The organism is Enterobacter cloacae complex sp. P40C2, assembly GCF_014930695.1.
GTDB lineage: Bacteria > Pseudomonadota > Gammaproteobacteria > Enterobacterales > Enterobacteriaceae > Enterobacter > Enterobacter pasteurii.
On the sequence record NZ_JADBRP010000007.1, the window covers coordinates 100,529 to 117,122 of the forward strand.

General features: G+C 62.2%; 17 protein-coding genes. 12 read left to right on the forward strand and 5 right to left on the reverse strand.

Annotated elements, in window-relative coordinates; all coding sequences use genetic code 11:
• From IM304_RS14665 to hypA, 3 genes are read right to left on the reverse strand one after another with little or no spacing between them, the layout of a single operon-like run.
• Positions 1 to 273, reverse strand: a complete 273-nt coding sequence (locus IM304_RS14665; protein WP_193356077.1) for a HypC/HybG/HupF family hydrogenase formation chaperone — start codon at positions 271 to 273, stop codon at positions 1 to 3.
• Positions 264 to 1,127, reverse strand: coding sequence for a hydrogenase nickel incorporation protein HypB (gene hypB, locus IM304_RS14670; RefSeq protein ID WP_193356076.1), 864 nt, complete (start codon positions 1,125 to 1,127; stop codon positions 264 to 266). Before hypB ends, IM304_RS14665 begins: the two co-directional genes overlap by 10 nt.
• Before the next feature lie 3 nt (positions 1,128 to 1,130).
• Positions 1,131 to 1,481, reverse strand: a complete 351-nt coding sequence (hypA, locus tag IM304_RS14675; RefSeq protein ID WP_193356075.1) for a hydrogenase maturation nickel metallochaperone HypA — start codon at positions 1,479 to 1,481, stop codon at positions 1,131 to 1,133.
• 210 nt (positions 1,482 to 1,691) lie between these two features.
• On the opposite strand from hypA, the gene hycA reads away from it, so the two are divergent.
• The 9 genes from hycA (at position 1,692) to hycI (ending at position 9,477) form a co-directional block, all read left to right on the forward strand.
• Positions 1,692 to 2,156, forward strand: coding sequence for a formate hydrogenlyase regulator HycA (hycA, locus tag IM304_RS14680; RefSeq protein ID WP_148421286.1), 465 nt, complete (start codon positions 1,692 to 1,694; stop codon positions 2,154 to 2,156).
• Positions 2,157 to 2,227: 71 nt separating this feature from the next.
• Positions 2,228 to 2,836, forward strand: a complete 609-nt coding sequence (locus IM304_RS14685; protein WP_193356074.1) for a 4Fe-4S dicluster domain-containing protein — start codon at positions 2,228 to 2,230, stop codon at positions 2,834 to 2,836.
• On the forward strand, positions 2,833 to 4,647 hold the full coding sequence (gene hycC, locus IM304_RS14690; protein WP_193356073.1) for a formate hydrogenlyase subunit 3: 1,815 nt from the start codon (positions 2,833 to 2,835) through the stop codon (positions 4,645 to 4,647). Before IM304_RS14685 ends, hycC begins: the two co-directional genes overlap by 4 nt.
• A gap of 1 nt (position 4,648) precedes the next feature.
• Complete coding sequence (locus IM304_RS14695; protein WP_193356072.1) at positions 4,649 to 5,572, forward strand: respiratory chain complex I subunit 1 family protein; 924 nt, start codon at positions 4,649 to 4,651, stop codon at positions 5,570 to 5,572.
• A gap of 15 nt (positions 5,573 to 5,587) precedes the next feature.
• Positions 5,588 to 7,297 carry a formate hydrogenlyase subunit HycE gene (gene hycE / locus IM304_RS14700; protein WP_193356071.1) on the forward strand — a complete coding sequence of 570 codons (1,710 nt, stop codon included), beginning with the start codon at positions 5,588 to 5,590 and terminating at the stop codon, positions 7,295 to 7,297.
• 9 nt (positions 7,298 to 7,306) lie between these two features.
• The gene (locus IM304_RS14705; RefSeq protein ID WP_193356070.1) at positions 7,307 to 7,849 is read left to right on the forward strand and encodes a formate hydrogenlyase complex iron-sulfur subunit; all 543 of its coding nucleotides are present in this window, start codon (positions 7,307 to 7,309) and stop codon (positions 7,847 to 7,849) included.
• On the forward strand, positions 7,849 to 8,616 hold the full coding sequence (locus IM304_RS14710; RefSeq protein WP_148421297.1) for an NADH-quinone oxidoreductase subunit B family protein: 768 nt from the start codon (positions 7,849 to 7,851) through the stop codon (positions 8,614 to 8,616). The genes IM304_RS14705 and IM304_RS14710 overlap by 1 nt, the downstream gene beginning before the upstream one ends.
• Positions 8,613 to 9,023, forward strand: a complete 411-nt coding sequence (locus tag IM304_RS14715) for a formate hydrogenlyase maturation HycH family protein (RefSeq protein ID WP_023304315.1) — start codon at positions 8,613 to 8,615, stop codon at positions 9,021 to 9,023. The genes IM304_RS14710 and IM304_RS14715 overlap by 4 nt, the downstream gene beginning before the upstream one ends.
• Entirely contained in the window at positions 9,016 to 9,477 is a 462-nt protein-coding gene (gene hycI / locus IM304_RS14720; protein WP_193356069.1) for a hydrogenase maturation peptidase HycI, read from the forward strand. The genes IM304_RS14715 and hycI overlap by 8 nt, the downstream gene beginning before the upstream one ends.
• A 92-nt stretch (positions 9,478 to 9,569) precedes the next feature.
• On the opposite strand, the gene IM304_RS14725 is transcribed toward hycI, so the two are convergent.
• Complete coding sequence (locus tag IM304_RS14725) at positions 9,570 to 10,994, reverse strand: 6-phospho-beta-glucosidase (protein ID WP_193356068.1); 1,425 nt, start codon at positions 10,992 to 10,994, stop codon at positions 9,570 to 9,572.
• Between the two features lie 18 nt (positions 10,995 to 11,012).
• Positions 11,013 to 12,464: a PTS cellobiose/arbutin/salicin transporter subunit IIBC gene (gene ascF, locus IM304_RS14730; RefSeq protein ID WP_193356067.1), complete on the reverse strand. Its 1,452-nt coding sequence runs from the start codon at positions 12,462 to 12,464 to the stop codon at positions 11,013 to 11,015.
• Between the two features lie 214 nt (positions 12,465 to 12,678).
• Between ascF and IM304_RS14735 the strand changes: the two genes are divergently transcribed.
• The 3 genes from IM304_RS14735 to hypF all read left to right on the forward strand — a co-directional run bounded on the left by IM304_RS14735 (position 12,679) and on the right by hypF (position 16,593).
• Positions 12,679 to 13,692: a LacI family DNA-binding transcriptional regulator gene (locus IM304_RS14735; protein WP_193356066.1), complete on the forward strand. Its 1,014-nt coding sequence runs from the start codon at positions 12,679 to 12,681 to the stop codon at positions 13,690 to 13,692.
• A 132-nt stretch (positions 13,693 to 13,824) separates the two neighbouring features.
• A complete protein-coding gene (hydN, locus tag IM304_RS14740; protein ID WP_063869411.1) occupies positions 13,825 to 14,370 on the forward strand; it encodes an electron transport protein HydN in 546 nt (181 codons plus the stop codon).
• Positions 14,371 to 14,376: 6 nt separating this feature from the next.
• Complete coding sequence (hypF, locus tag IM304_RS14745; RefSeq protein WP_193356065.1) at positions 14,377 to 16,593, forward strand: carbamoyltransferase HypF; 2,217 nt, start codon at positions 14,377 to 14,379, stop codon at positions 16,591 to 16,593.
• Position 16,594 lies beyond the last annotated feature (1 nt).

Here is a 16,594-nt window from a genome sequence, read left to right on the forward strand (position 1 = left end):
CTAGCGCTCCTCGCCGTACAGCAGGGCGCCCACGTCCGGCTCGACGTCGAACATATTCTGCAGGGCGTCCAGCGTGTCGCGGGCGTCTGCTTCATTAATCACGCTCATGGCAAACCCCACGTGCACCAGCACCCACTGGCCGAGGCGCGAGGCCCCCGCTTCATCGTGGCTGCCCACCAGCGTCAGATCCACGTCGCGCAGAATGCCGCAGACCTCCACTTTGGCCTGATTCCCGTCAATGGAATGGATTTGTCCGGGTACGCCTATGCACATCGTTCACTCTCCAGCCAGTCCAGCCAGGCGTCCATCCCGTCGCCGCGCGTGGCGGACACCAGCAGGATATGAATGTCCGGATTTACCTCCCGCGCGTAGGCCAGACAGGTATCCACGTCAAAATTCAGGTACGGCAGCAGGTCGATCTTATTTAGCAGCATGACGGAGGCGGCGGCGAACATGTGCGGGTACTTCAGCGGCTTGTCCTCCCCTTCGGTAACGGAGAGTACCGCCACTTTGTGCCGTTCGCCGAGATCGAAGCTTGCCGGGCACACCAGGTTACCGACGTTTTCAATAAACAGGATGCCGCTATCCGCCAGCGGCAGGCGCGGGGCGGCGTCGGCAATCATCTGCGCGTCCAGATGGCAGCCTTTGCCGGTGTTAACCTGAATCGCCGGGGTGCCGGTTTCGCGGATGCGCGCCGCGTCGTTAACGGTTTGCTGGTCGCCTTCAATCACCGCGCAGGAGACGCGCTCGTTCAGGCGCCTGAGGGTTTCGGTCAGCAGGGTCGTTTTACCGGAGCCGGGGCTGGAGACCAGGTTCAGCACCAGCTGTTTGCGCGCGGCAAAGCGCGCGCGGTTGCGGGCGGCGAGCCGGTTATTTTTGTCCAGCACGTCGATCTCTACCTCCAGCATCTGGCGCTGGCTCATGCCCGGTGCGTGAGTGCCCGCTTCGCCGCGGCCGTAGTGCAGGTCGCCCGCGGCGGAACGCTGCGGCGCAAAGGTAATACCGGACAGGGGCGCCGCAGGGCGCGGGGCAGGGGAAAAGGGGGCGGAGCGAAACGCGGAGTGAGGACGATGTTCATCCCCTTCTATATACAGGTTGCCTTCGGCGCAACCGCAGGTACTACACATACATTACTCCTTCTCGATTTCGAGGCGTTGGATCTGCATCCCGTCATCCGCCACGATGCGTAGTCCGGCGCTCTGGCACTGCGGGCAGCGCTGCACCTTCGAAGACAGCAGCGTGACGTACTGCTGGCACTGCTCGCACCAGCACTCCGCCTGCTGCTCGTCGATATGCAGCTCGCAGCCTTCTGCCAGCGTGCCGCGGCACACCAGTTCAAAACAGAAGGTCAGGGCGCTGGTCTCGACGCAGGAAAACGCGCCGACCTTCAGCCAGACGCCGGTCACGCGCTTCGCGTGGTTCAGTACCGCCTGCTGTTCGATAAGTTCCAGTGCCCGCTGGCAGAGGGTGATTTCGTGCATGACGCCTCCTTAATGAATTGCCCGTTCAATGCAATAACGGTGCCAGCTTGATTTCCGTTACGGCGTGACGATGTCAACGCTGTCGAAATGACACGTCGACACGGCGACAGTGGCAGCGTCTTTGTAATTAAAAGCTATATAAATCAATTAAATAAAAACTGGCACGGAATCTGCTTTACAGCCGCTATCTCCATTAACCGGATACCTTTTATGACTATTTGGGAAATTAGCGAAAAAGCGGATTACATCGCGCAACGTCATCAGCAGCTTCAGGAGCAGTGGCACCTGTACTGCAATTCACTGGTCCAGGGGATCACGCTGTCGAAGGCCCATCTGCACCACGCCATGAGCTGTGCGGCACAGGGAGACATGCGCTTCGTGTTATTCGGCCACTTTACGATTTACGTCACCCTGGCGGACATCTTCAACAGCCACACGATTGAGTACTACGTTGAGACGAAAGAGGGCGACAGGCACTGCATCGCCCGGGCGCAGCTGATGGCGGACGGCATGGTGGACGGTCACGTCAGCAACCGCGATCGCCAGCAGGTGCTGGAGCACTATCTGGAGAAGATCGCGCCGGTTTACAACGGCCTCTATCACGCCGTTGAGCATGATTTGCCGATCAACCTGAAACAGCTGATCGACGGAAAATCCGCGGCGAACGTGGCCTGAAAAGCGAGTGTCGAGAAGTGTCGATAAGACAGCTTTTTCGTCAAAAATGACCATCACCAGAGGATGACCCGGTGAACCGTTTTGTAATTTCTGACTCGACGGTCTGTATTGGCTGTCGAACCTGTGAGGCGGCGTGTTCGGAAACGCACCGCCAGCACGGGCTGCAGTCCATGCCGCGCCTGCGCGTCATGCGTAATGAGAAAGAGTCTGCCCCGCAGCTCTGTCACCACTGTGAAGATGCCCCGTGCGCGGGCGTCTGTCCGGTAAACGCTATTACCCGCGTCGATGGCGCGGTGCAGCTGAACGAAAGCCTGTGCGTAAGCTGCAAGCTGTGCGCCATCGCCTGCCCGTTCGGCGCCATTGAATTTTCCGGCAGCCGTCCGCTCCACATTCCGGCGAACGCCAATACCCCGAAAGCGCCGCCTGCGCCACCGGCTCCGGCACGGGTGAGCACGCTGCTCGACTGGGTCCCGGGCGTGCGGGCCGTTGCGGTGAAGTGCGACCTGTGCAGCTTCGATGAGCAGGGTCCGGCCTGCGTGCGGACCTGCCCGACGAAGGCGCTCATTCTGGTCAACATTCGCGATATTGCCCGCACCAGCAGGCGCAAGCGCGAACTGACCATTAATACCGACGTCGGCGATCTGTCGCTGCTGCGGGCGCTTAACGAGGGGGCGAAATGAACGCGATATTCATGATTAACAGCGCCGTGGCGTACTTCACCGCTGCTGCGGTGCTGGCGTTACTGTTCTCTTTCCATAAAACCCTGAGCGGCTGGATCGCCGGTATCGGCGGGGCGGCGGGCAGCCTGATGACGCTGGCGGCGGGCGCGGTGGTGTTACTCGGCGGCCAGACCGCCGAAGCCGTGATTCCGCTCGTTCGCCATGCCGTTCAGCTTACGCCGCTGAACGCCGTCTGGCTGGTGACCTTTGGCCTGTGCGGGCTGTTTATCAGCCTGTTTAATATTGACTGGCACCGTCATCAGCACACCAGAGTGAACGGCCTGCTGGTAAACCTGCTGATGGCGGCAGCGGTCTGCACCGTTATCGCCAGCAACCTCGGCGCGCTGGTGGTGATGGCGGAGATCATGGCGCTGTGCGGCGTGTTCCTGACCGGATGCAGCGCCTCCGGCAAGCTGTGGTTTGCGCTCGGCCGCCTCGGCACGCTGCTGCTGGCCGTGGCCTGCTGGCTGGTGTGGCAGCGTTTCGGCACCCTGGATTTTGCCGCGCTTAACGGCCAGCCGCTGGGGAACGACGTCTGGCTGCTCGGCGTGGCGGGCTTTGGCCTGCTTGCCGGGATCATCCCCCTGCACGGCTGGGTGCCGCAGGCGCACGCCAGCGCCTCTGCGCCGGCCGCGGCGCTGTTCTCCACCGTGGTGATGAAGGTCGGCCTGTTCGGCATGCTGACCATCACGCTCACCGGCGGCCTGCCGCCGCTGTGGTGGGGCGTGGTGCTGCTGATTGCGGGCATGGTTACCGCGTTTGTCGGCGGGCTGTACGCGCTGATGGAGCACAACATTCAGCGCCTGCTGGCGTACCACACCCTGGAAAACATCGGCATCATCCTGCTGGGGCTGGGCGCGGGCGTCACCGGGCTGGCGCTCGGCCAGCCGGCGCTGATTGCCGCCGGGTTTATCGGCGGTCTGTATCACCTCATCAACCACAGCCTGTTTAAAAGCACCCTGTTCCTCGGGGCGGGCAGCGTCTGGTTCCGCACCGGCCATCGGGATATTGAAAAGCTCGGCGGCATCGGCAAAAAAATGCCCGTCATTTCGCTTGCGATGCTGGTCGGGCTGATGTCGATGGCCGCGCTGCCGCCGCTGAACGGCTTTGCCGGGGAGTGGGTGATTTACCAGTCGTTCTTCGCGCTCGGCCAGAGCGACGCGTTTATCGGCCGCCTGCTGGGGCCGCTGCTGGCGGTTGGCCTGGCGATTACCGGCGCGCTGGCGGTGATGTGCATGGCGAAGGTCTACGGCGTCACCTTCCTCGGCGCGCCGCGCACGCGGGAAGCGGAAAACGCCTGCTGCGCGCCGGTGCTGATGGCCACCAGCGTGGTGGCGCTGGCGCTGTGCTGCATTGCGGGCGGGGTTGCCGCGCCGTGGCTGCTGCCGCTGCTGGGCCACGCCATTCCGCTGCCGCTGGCGACGGCGCATACCGGCGTCTCCCAGCCGATGATGGCGCTGCTGCTGGTTGCCGCACCGCTGCTGCCGTTTGTCCTCATGCTGTTCTTCAAACGCGACCGTCTCGCCTCCCGCTCGCGCGGCGCGGCGTGGGCCTGCGGTTACGAACACGAGCAGTCGATGGTCATTACCGCTCACGGTTTCGCCATGCCGGTGAAGGAGAACTTTGCCGCCGTTCTCAAGCTGCGCCACTGGCTTAACCCGCAGGGCCGGGTGCCGGGCTGGCAGAATGCCGCCGTGCCCGTGCTGTTCCGCCGTCTGGCGCTGATCGAGCTGGCGGTGCTGGTGGTGATTGTGATTTCCCGAGGAGCCTGACATGAGTCTGTTACTGGCATTACTTCAGGCGCTGGTGCTGTTCGCCGCTGCGCCGCTGCTTTCCGGGGTGAGCCGCGTGGCGCGAGCCCGGATGCACAACCGTCGCGGGCCTGGCGTGCTCCAGGAGTACCGCGATCTCTTTAAGCTGCTCTCCCGCCAGAGCGTGGCGCCGGACGCCGCAGGCTGGGTCTTCCGCCTGACGCCGTTCGTGATGGTGGGCGTGATGCTGACCATCGCCACCGCGCTCCCGGTGATCACGGTAGGCTCGCCGCTGCCGGCGCTCGGGGATCTGATTACGCTGATTTACCTCTTCGCCATCGCCCGCTTCTTCTTTGCGATTGCGGGCCTGGACACCGGGAGCCCGTTTACCGGCATCGGCGCCAGCCGCGAGGCAATGCTCGGCGTGCTGGTTGAGCCGATCCTGCTATTGGGGCTGTGGGTCGCCGCGCAGGTTGCTGGCTCAACCCACATCAGCTTTATCACCCATACCGTTTACCACTGGCCGGTGGACCGCTCCGTTCCGCTGGTGCTGGCTCTGTGCGCCTGCGCGTTCGCCACCTTTATCGAGATGGGCAAGCTGCCGTTCGATCTCGCGGAGGCGGAGCAGGAGCTACAGGAAGGGCCGCTCACCGAGTACAGCGGCTACGGCTTTGCGGTGCTCAAGTGGGGCATCAGCCTCAAGCAGCTGGTGGTATTGCAGATGTTCCTCGGCGTCTTTTTCCCGTGGGGGCAGATGACGCATTTCTCCGCAGGCGGCCTGATCCTGGCCGTGGTGGTTGCCGCACTCAAGCTGCTTATCGGCGTGCTGGTGATTGCCCTGTTTGAAAACAGCATGGCGCGCCTGCGCTTTGTCGCGACCTCGCGCATCACCTGGGCCGGTTTTGGTTTTGCATTTTTAGCGTTCGTCTCCTTGCTGGTGGCGTGATTAAAGAGAGTATTTATGTCTGAAGAAAAGAAAGGTCAGCAGTATCTCGCCGCGCTGCATCAGGCTTTCCCCGGCGTGGTGCTGGAGGAGTCCTGGCAGACCAAAGACCAGGTAACCGTCACCGTGAAGGTGAACTATCTGCCGGAAGTGGTGGAGTTTCTTTACTACCGGCAGGGCGGCTGGCTGTCGGTGCTGTTCGGCAACGACGAGCGCCAGCTGTGCGGCAGCTATGCGGTGTACTACGTGATGTCGATGGAGCAGGGCGAGAAGTGCTGGCTTACCGTGCGCGTCGAGGTCGACCCGAACAAGCCGGAATACCCCTCCGTGACGCCGCGCGTGCCTGCCGCCGTCTGGGGCGAGCGCGAAGTTCGCGACATGTACGGCCTGGTGCCGGTCGGCCTGCCGGACGAGCGCCGCCTGGTGCTGCCGGACGACTGGCCGGACGAGCTCTACCCGCTGCGCAAGGACAGCATGGACTACCGCCAGCGTCCGGCTCCGACCACCGACAGCGAAACCTACGAGTTCATCAACGAGCTGGGCAGCAAGAAGAACAACGTGGTGCCGATCGGCCCGCTGCACGTCACCTCTGACGAACCGGGCCACTTCCGCCTGTTCGTTGACGGCGAGAACATCATCGACGCCGACTACCGCCTGTTCTACGTCCATCGCGGCATGGAAAAGCTGGCGGAAACCCGCATGGGCTACAACGAGGTCACGTTCCTCTCTGACCGGGTGTGCGGCATCTGCGGCTTTGCCCACAGCACCGCCTACACCACCTCGGTGGAGAACGGCATGGGGATCGTGGTGCCGGAACGCGCGCAAACGATCCGCGCCATTCTGCTGGAGGTAGAGCGCCTGCACTCGCACCTGCTGAACCTCGGCCTGGCCTGCCACTTCGTTGGCTTTGACTCCGGGTTTATGCAGTTCTTCCGCGTGCGCGAAGCGTCAATGAAGATGGCGGAGATCCTCACCGGGGCGCGTAAAACCTACGGCCTGAACCTGATCGGCGGGATCCGCCGCGACCTGCTGAAGGATGACATGGTCCAGACCCGCCAGCTTGCCCAGCAGATGCGCCGCGACGTGCAGGAGCTGGTGGATATGCTGCTCAGCACGCCAAACATCGAGCAGCGCACCGTCGGCATCGGTCGTCTTGACCCGGAAATTGCCCGCGACTTCAGCAACGTTGGCCCGATGGTGCGCGCCAGCGGTCACGCCCGCGACACCCGTGCCGATCACCCGTTCGTCGGCTACGGCCTGCTGCCGATGGAAGTGCACAGCGAGCAGGGCTGCGACGTCATCTCCCGCCTGAAGGTGCGTATCAACGAGGTATTCACCGCGCTGAACATGATCGACTTTGGGCTCGATAACCTGCCGGGCGGCCCGCTGATGGTGGAGGGCTTCACCTACATTCCGAACCGCTTTGCGTTGGGCTTTGCCGAAGCGCCGCGCGGGGACGACATCCACTGGAGCATGACCGGCGACAACCAGAAGCTCTACCGCTGGCGCTGCCGCGCGGCCACCTACGCCAACTGGCCAACCCTGCGCTACATGCTGCGCGGCAACACCGTCTCTGACGCGCCGCTGATTATCGGCAGCCTCGACCCGTGCTACTCCTGCACCGACCGCATGACCGTGGTGGACGTGCGCAAGAAGAAAAGCCAGGTGGTGCCGTACAAAGAGCTTGAGCGCTACAGCATCGAGCGTAAGAACTCGCCGCTGAAATAAGGATTCGCCATGTTTACCTTTATCAAAAAAGTAATCAAAACCGGCACGCAGACCAGCCGCTATCCGCTGGAGCCGATGCCGGTGGATAAAAACTTTCGCGGCAAGCCGGAGCACAACCCGCAGCAGTGCATCGGCTGCGCGGCCTGCGTCAACGCCTGCCCGTCGAATGCCTTAACGGTGGAAACGGATCTGAAAACCGGCGAGCTGGCCTGGCAGTTTAACCTCGGGCGCTGCATCTTCTGCGGCCGCTGCGAAGAGGTCTGCCCGACGGTCGCCATTCGTCTTTCTCAGGAGTACGAGCTGGCGGTGTGGAGGAAAGAGGACTTTTTACAGCAGTCGCGCTTTGACCTGTGCAGCTGCCGCGTCTGCAACCGCCCGTTCGCCGTGCAAAAGGAGATCGACTACGCCATTGCCCTGCTGCAGCACAACGGCGACGCCCGCGCGGAGCACCATCGTGAAAGCTTTGAAACCTGCCCGGAGTGCAAGCGGCAGAAATGCCTGCTGCCGTCTGACCGCATCGATTTAACCCGCCATATGAGAGAGGCCAGCTGATGGAAAACTTACTCGGCCCGCGCGACGATAACGGCATCCCGGTGCCGATGACGGTGGAAGAGTCCATCGCCAGCATGAAGGCGTCGCTGCTGAAAAAAATCAAACGCTCGGCCTACGTTTACCGCGTGGACTGCGGCGGCTGCAACGGCTGCGAGATCGAGATCTTCGCCACGCTGTCGCCGCTGTTTGACGCCGAACGCTTCGGCATCAAGGTGGTGCCGTCCCCGCGCCATGCGGACATCCTGCTGTTTACCGGCGCCGTTACCCGCGCCATGCGATCGCCCGCGCTGCGCGCCTGGCAGTCCGCGCCGGATCCGAAAATTTGCATCTCCTACGGGGCCTGCGGCAACAGCGGCGGTATCTTCCACGACCTCTACTGCGTCTGGGGCGGTACCGACAAAATCGTGCCGGTGGACGTCTACATTCCGGGCTGCCCGCCGACGCCTGCCGCCACGCTGTACGGCTTTGCGATGGCGCTTGGCCTGCTGGAGCAGAAAATCCACGCCCGCGAACCGGGTGAGCTCGACAACCAGCCTGCGATGCTCCTGCACCCGGACATGGTGCAGCCGCTGCGGGTGAAGGTCGACCGCACGGCGCGGAAGCTGGCGGGCTATCGCTATGGCCGCCAGATTGCCGACGATTATCTGCGCCTGCTGAGCCAGGGCGAGCATCAGGTGGCGCGCTGGCTGGAGGCGGAGAACGATCCGCGCCTCAATGAGATTGTGGCGAACCTGAACAGCGTAGTGGATGAGGCGCGTATCCGATGAGTGAAACGGTGGTGTTCAGCCAGCTGAGCCGTAAATTTATTGATGAGAACGACGCCACGCCGGATGCGGCGCAGCAGGTGGTCTATTACAGCCTGGCGATTGGGCATCACCTCGGGGTGATCGACTGCCTCGAAACGGCGTTAAGCTGCCCGTGGCCCGAGTACCTGGCGTGGATCGCCACGCTGGAGGAGGGCAGTGCGGCGCGGCGTAAAATGGAGGGCGTGCCGAAATATGGCGAGATCGTTATCGACGCCAACCACATCACGATGCTCGCCAACGCTTTTGACGCGGCGCTGAGCGTGCAAACCCCGGCGCAGCAGGCGTGGAGCAAAACGCTGCTCGGCATGCTGCACGATATTCATCAGGAGAGCGCCATCTACCTGATGGTGAGGAGATTACGTGACTGACGTTTTACTGTGTGTCGGCAACAGCATGATGGGCGACGACGGCGCGGGCCCGCTGCTGGCGGAAATGTGCGCGGCCAGCCCGCAGGGGAGCTGGACCGTGATCGACGGCGGCAGCGCGCCGGAAAACGACGTGGTTGCCATTCGCGAGCTTCGCCCGGACAGGCTGTTAATCGTCGACGCCACCGATATGGGGCTGAACCCGGGGGAAATCCGCCTGATCGATCCGGACGATATCGCGGAGATGTTCATGATGACCACCCACAACATGCCGCTTAACTATCTGGTGGATCAGATTAAAGAGGATGTTGGCGAGGTGCTGTTTTTGGGCATCCAGCCGGACATCGTCGGGTTTTATTACCCGATGACGCCGCCGGTGAAAGCGGCGGTGGAGGTGGTCTATTCACGGCTTGCGGGATGGGTTGGAAAGGGTGGTTTTGAACCCCTCTCCCTATAGGGGAGAGGGTGTGTTTTGTCCCCTCTCCCCGTGGGAGAGGGTGTGTTTTGTCCCCTCTCCCCGTGGGAGAGGGTTAGGGTGAGGGCAACAGGCTACGCCAGATCCCCCCCGTTACTCGCAATCACCTTCTTGTACCACCAGAACGATTTCTTGCGCTTTCTGTCCAGCGTGCCGTTACCGGCGTCGTCGCGGTCAACGTAGACAAACCCGTAGCGCTTGCTCATCTCCCCGGTTGAGGCCGAGACCAGGTCAATGCAGCCCCAGGTGGTGTAACCCATCAGCGGCACGCCGTCCTCGATGGCGTCGCCCATCGCGCGGATGTGCTCGCGCAGATAGCTGATGCGGTAGTCGTCGTTAATCTCGCCGTTTTCATCAATGACGTCCTTTGCGCCGAGGCCGTTTTCCACCAGGAACAGCGGCTTCTGGTAGCGGTCGTACATCATGTTCATGGTGATGCGCAGGCCGAGCGGGTCAATGCCCCAGCCCCACTCGCTCACCTGAATGTGCGGGTTGCGTAAAGACTTCACGATGTTCGCCGCGCTGGTGTTGCCCGCGTTCATGTCCGCCGACGCGCAGCGCGAGGCGTAATAGCTGAACGAGACAAAGTCGACGGTGTTTTTCAGCAGTTCGTCGTCGCCAGGGTCTTTTACAATCACCACCCCTTTTTCGCGGAACACGCGGGCGGAGTAGGCCGGATAGCTGCCGCGCGCCTGCACGTCGATGAAGAACAGGTTCTCGCGGTCCTTCTCCAGCGCCATCCACACGTCTTCCGGCTTGCAGGAGTAGGGGTAGAAATTCCCGCCCGCCAGCATGCAGCCGACCTGGTTTTCCGGGTTCACCTCGTGGGCGATTTTGGTCGCCAGCGCGCTCGCCACCAGCTCGTGGTGCGCGGCCTGGTATTTCACCTGATCCTCGTTTTCACCGTCCTCAAACACCAGCCCCGCGCCGGAGAACGGGCTGTGCAGCATGATGTTGATTTCGTTAAAGGTCAGCCAGTATTTCACCAGCCCGTTAAATTCTTCAAAGCAGGTGCGGGCGTAGCGGGCGAAGAAATCCACCATCTTACGGTTGCGCCACGAGCCGTATTCCGTCACCAGATGCATCGGCACGTCGAAGTGGCAGAGCGTGACCAGCGGCTCGATGTTGTACTTTTTGCACTCCTCGAACACCGCGCGGTAGAAGGCGATGCCCTCTTTATTCGGCAGCGGCTCGTCCCCGTTCGGATAGAGGCGGCTCCAGGCAATCGAGGTGCGGAACACCGTAAAGCCCATCTCCGCCATCAGGGCGATGTCTTCCTTGTAGCGATGGTAAAAATCAATCGCCTCGTGGCTCGGGTAAAATTCGTCGTCACGCAACGAAAACCGTTTTTCCTTGCCGACCTTTACCGCCAGACGGTGTGCGCCGTGGGGGATCATATCGACCGTTGTCAGCCCTTTACCGCCTTCACGGTAAGCTCCTTCACTCTGGTTGGCGGCAAGCGCGCCGCCCCATAAAAATCCTTGTGGAAAAACAGACATTCTTACCTCGCTTTCAATTTATGCTTCTGCTGCTTTGTTCTGAACCGGTGCGGTTTGCAGGGCGCGCGCTTTTTCGGCTTCGTCTTCTACCGGAATATCCTCAAACCCTAAGAGCAGGGTCAGAACAAACGACAGCACTACCGCCAGCCCCATCACGCCGAACACCCAGACGATGGTCATCGGGTTAGCCGGGTCGAAGAACTGCACGCTGGTGAATAGCCCCGGTGCCGCCATCGAGTGGCTGGCAAGACCGGCCATGCCGGCCACCGCGCCGCAGATAAAGCCGCTGATCAGGCTCGCAATCAGCGGGCGCTTCAGGCGTACCGCCACGCCGTAGAGGGCCGGTTCAGAGATCCCCGCCATGATGGCGGAGGCCGCCGCCGCCAGCGCCGTCTGGCGCAGCTCCGGGTTTTTGGTTTTCCACGCCACCGCCAGCGACGAGCCGCCGAGGGACAGGTTAGCGCCGATTTCCGACGGCATCACCATCCCTTCTTTACCCGTTTCGGCAATGGTCTGGATGATGGTTGGGGTAAAGACGCGGTGCATCCCGGTCATCACCAGTAGCGGCCAGAGCGCGCCCATAATGGCAACGGAGAGCCAGCCCAGATAGCCGTGAATGGTATAGACCAGCGCGGAGATGGCGCTGCCGATCCAGATCCCCAGCGGGCCAATCAGCACGATGGCGAGCGGGGCGGCAATCAGCACGATCAGCATCGGCTTCAGGAAGTTTTTGGTTACCGCCGGGGTAATACGATCCACCCAGCGCTCGATATACGACAGGCACCAGGTCATGACCAGCGCCGGGATCACCGTGTAGGTGTACTTCACCGCCGTCACCGGAATCAGCGCGAACTCAACGTGCTCGCCCTGCGCGGCCTTCGCCATCAGCTCGATAAAGCTCGGGTGAACCAGCACGCCCGCGATGGCAATGGCCAGCGACATGTTGGTTTTGAACTTCACCGCCGCGGACGCCGCCACCATCAGCGGCAGGAAGAAGAACGCGCCGTCGCCGATAACGGTCAGGATCGTCAGCGTCGGGTCGCCTTTGCCCAGCACGCCGGTCATCTCGAGGATCATCGCCAGCAGCTTGACCATCGACCCGCCGATGATCGCCGGGATCAGCGGGGACATGGTGCCGATCAGCGCATCGAGGATCCCGGCGCCAATCCGCCGCAGGGTCAGCTTCTGTGGACCTTCCGGTACGGCTGGCTGCAGGTTAGCCGGCAGCAGGTTGACCACTTCGCGGTACGCCTGGGAGACGGTGTTGCCAATAATCACCTGGCACTGGTTGTCGTTGCGCACCACGCCGAGCACGCCGCTGATGCTTTTCAGGCGCGGGGCGTCGGTGAGGCTTTCGTCCTTCAGAACGAAGCGCAGGCGCGTCATGCAGTGGGTGACGGCGACGATGTTGTCTTTGCCGCCAAGCGCGCTAACCACCTCGTTCGCCAGCGCAGCGTAATTTTTTGCCATCGGATGTGATCCTGTTATCGTTGTGAGAAATGTAGGAAACCGGTTTCACATAATCATCATTAGTTTCTATGAATGAAACAAGATCGCTTTTTGTACATTTTTTTGTTTCGTGATGCAGATCGCAATGGGGTGTCGGAAGCGTGACAACGCCGCTGCGACAATTTTTCCGCGGTGCAGTACACTGCGGCTCATCAGTTTCACATGGAATAACAATATGACCACGATGCTGGAAGTGGCGAAGCGGGCAGGCGTTTCGAAAGCGACGGTCTCCCGGGTGTTGTCGGGAAACGGCTACGTTAGCCAGGAGACCAAAGACCGGGTATTTCAGGCAATCGAAGAGAGCGGCTATCGCCCTAATTTGCTGGCGCGAAACCTTGCGACCAAACGTACCCGGACCCTGGGGCTGGTGGTGACGAACACCCTTTATCACGGCGTCTACTTTAGCGAGCTGCTGTTCCACGCCGCGCGCATGACGGAGGAAAAGGGCCGCCAGCTGATACTGGCCGATGGCAAGCACAGCGCCGAAGAGGAGCGCGAGGCGATCCAGTATCTGCTGGATATGCGCTGTGATGCGGTGATTATCTACCCGCGTTTTCTGAGCGTGGATGAGCTGGACGAGATCGTCGACAAATGCGAGCAGCCGATCGTGGTGCTCAACCGCCGTTTACGTAAAAACAGCAGCCACAGCGTCTGGTCCGATCATAAAGCCTCGTGTCAGGAAGCGGTATCGAAGCTGATTGCGCAAGGGCACCGGGAGATTGCGTTTATCACCGGTTCACTGGATTCCCCCACCGGGGTTGAGCGTCTTTCCGGCTATAAGGACGCGCTGGCGCAGCACGGCATTGCCCTGCGTGACGAGCTGATCGCCGAAGGAAAGTGGAATCCGGCCAGCGGCGCGGCGGCGGTCACGGCGTTGCTTACCCGCGGCGAACCGTTTACCGCGCTGGTGGCGAGCAACGACGATATGGCGATTGGCGCTATCAGCCAGCTGCACAAGAGCGGCGTCGCCACGCCGGGCGCGGTGTCCGTCATCGGCTTTGACGACGTGGCCATCGCGCCCTATATCGTGCCGTCCCTCTCCAGCGTGCGTATTCCGGTGACGGAGATGATTCAGGAAACCATCAGCCGCCTGATTTTCATGCTCGACGGCGGTGAGTTTAAATATCAGCAAACCTTCTCCGGCGAGCTTATCCTGCGCGACTCCGTTATTGCCGGCCCGCACCGCTGACGTCGACATCTGTCATCGTCACTAATGACGATGACAGCATGCCATGCTTTTTTTATTCTTTAAAATCAATGCGTTAAAAACTGGCACACTTTATGAATAACTCCGCGCATAACCGTTATGCCGGAGAAGCAGATGAACCGTTTTATTATGGCCGATGCCAGTAAATGCATTGGTTGCCGCACCTGTGAGGTTGCGTGCGTGGTGTCCCATCAGGCAGAGCAGGACTGCGCCGCTCTGACCCCCGACACGTTCCTGCCGCGTATTCACGTTATTAAGGGCGTGAATATTTCAACCGCCGCCATTTGCCGTCAGTGTGAAGATGCGCCCTGCGCTAACGTCTGTCCGAACGGGGCAATTAAGCGTGAAAAAGGCTTTGTGCACGTGATGCAGGAGCGCTGCATCGGGTGCAAAACCTGCGTGGTGGCGTGTCCGTATGGCGCGATGGAGGTGGTGGTCCGCCCGGTGGTGCGCAACAGCGGTATCGGGCTGAGCGTGCGCGCGGAGAAAGCCGAAGCCAACAAATGTGACCTGTGCTATCACCGCGACGCCGGTCCGGCATGTATGGAAGCCTGCCCGACGCACGCGCTGGTGTGCGTGGATCGCGACAAGCTCGAACAGATGAGTGCCGAAAAACGCCGCCGCGCGGCCTTCGACACTTCGTCATCGCTGCTGTTTTAAGCCGCAATGAGCGTTAACGGCGTTCAGCTTCGGGTGCGCGGCAAAGTGCAGGGCGTGGGGTTTCGCCCCTTCGTCTGGCAGCTGGCGCACCGGCTGAAGCTGGCAGGCGACGTGTGCAACGACGGAGAGGGTGTCCTGGTGCGTCTCGCGGGTAGTGGGGGTGACTTTACCGCGAGGCTGCGCCAGGACTGCCCACCGCTGGCCCGCATCGATTGCATCGACGCGCAGCCGTTCATCTGGGCAGCGGAGCCGGTTTCGTTCGTCATTCGCCACAGCGAGGGCGGGACGATGGACACGCAAATCGTCCCGGATGCCGCTACCTGTCCCGCCTGCCTGGCGGAGATGCGCGACCGCCGCGAGCGACGCTATCGCCACCCGTTTATCAACTGCACCCACTGCGGCCCGCGTTACACCATCATTAGCGCGATGCCCTATGACCGTCCGGCGACCGCGATGGCGGGCTTTCCGCTGTGCGCGCCGTGTGAAGCGGAGTACCGCAGTCCGGCCGATCGCCGCTTTCACGCCCAGCCGGTGGCCTGCCCGGACTGTGGGCCGCAGCTGGAGTGGCGAGCCGGTGACGCTGTTGCCACCCGCGAACCGGCGTTAAGCGCGGCGGTGGAGAGGCTGAAAAACGGCGGCATCGTGGCGGTCAAAGGGCTGGGTGGGTTTCACCTGGCCTGCGACGCGCTTAACCCCAGGGCGATAATGACCTTGCGGGCACGCAAGCAGCGCCCGGCGAAGCCGCTGGCGGTGATGATCCCCGATGCGGATGGCCTGCCGGAGGCGATACGGACGCTGTTACGCTCGGCCGCTGCGCCGATCGTGTTGACGCCAAAAGCCTGCCTTCCCGCGTTTCCGGAAGAGATTGCGCCGGGGCTGGATACGATCGGCGTGATGCTGCCCGCGAACCCGCTTCAGCACTTGCTGATGATGGACTGCGGGCGCCCGCTGGTGATGACCTCCGGTAACCTCAGCGGCCGTCCGCCCGCCATCACCAACCGCCAGGCGCTGGAGGCGCTCGGCGACATTGCCGACGGCGTTCTGCTGCACAACCGCGACATTCTGCAGCGGATGGATGATTCGGTGATGGATCGGGAGGGCGCAGTCCTGCGCCGCGCGCGCGGGTTTGTGCCGGATGCTATTACGCTTCCCGCCGGGTTCAGCGGGAGCCCTGCCATGCTATGCACCGGTGCGGACATGAAAAATACCTTCTGCCTGGTGCGCGGGGATCGCGCGGTGCTGAGCCAGCATTTTGGCAACCTCAGCGACGACGGCGTCGACGCCCAGTGGCGCACGGCGCTGTCGCTGATGCAGAAAATCTACGCTTTTCAGCCGGAGCGCGTGGTGTGCGATGCGCACCCGGGGTATCGCGCCCGCCGGTGGGCGCAGGAGCAGGCGCTGCCCGTTGAAACCGTGCTGCATCATCACGCCCACGCAGCGGCGTGCATGGCGGAAAATAACTGGCCGCTTGACGGCGGGGACGTTATCGCCCTGACGCTGGACGGGATCGGCATGGGCGAGAGCGGCGCGCTGTGGGGCGGCGAGTGCCTGCGGGTGAACTATCTGGACTGCGAACGGCTCGGCGGCCTGCCCGCCGTCGCGCTGCCGGGCGGCGATCTGGCAGCGAAACAGCCGTGGCGCAATTTACTCGCCCACTGCCTGGCGTTCGTACCCGACTGGCAGCAGTACCCGGAAACCGGTGCCGTACAGCGTGAGAACTGGCCGCTGCTGGCAACGGCCGTGACGCGCGGTATCAACGCGCCGCTGGCGTCGTCCTGCGGTCGCCTGTTTGACGCGGTCGCCTGCGCGCTGGGCATAAACGCACAGCGCTATGAAGGCGAAGCGGCATGCAGGCTGGAGGCGCTGGCCGCCCGGTGCGCGGGCGTCGACCATCCGGTGACGCTGGAAGCGGATAACCTTGCCGGTTTCTGGCAGCAGTGGCTGGCCTGGCGGGCGGAACCCTGCGAGCGCGCGTGGGCCTTTCACGACGCGCTGGCAAAAGGGCTGAGCAAGCTGGCGGCAACGCATGCCCGCCGTCTCTCCCTCTCTGCGGTGTGCTTCAGCGGGGGCGTCCTGCACAACCGTCTGCTTCGCGCGCGCTTTCGCTATTACCTTTCAGATTTCACGCTTCTGTTTCCTTCGCGCCTGCCCGCAGGTGACGGCGCGATTGCCTTCGGGCAGGCGGTGGTTGCTGCCGCCCGGTCATGTTCACAAAGGACTTAAA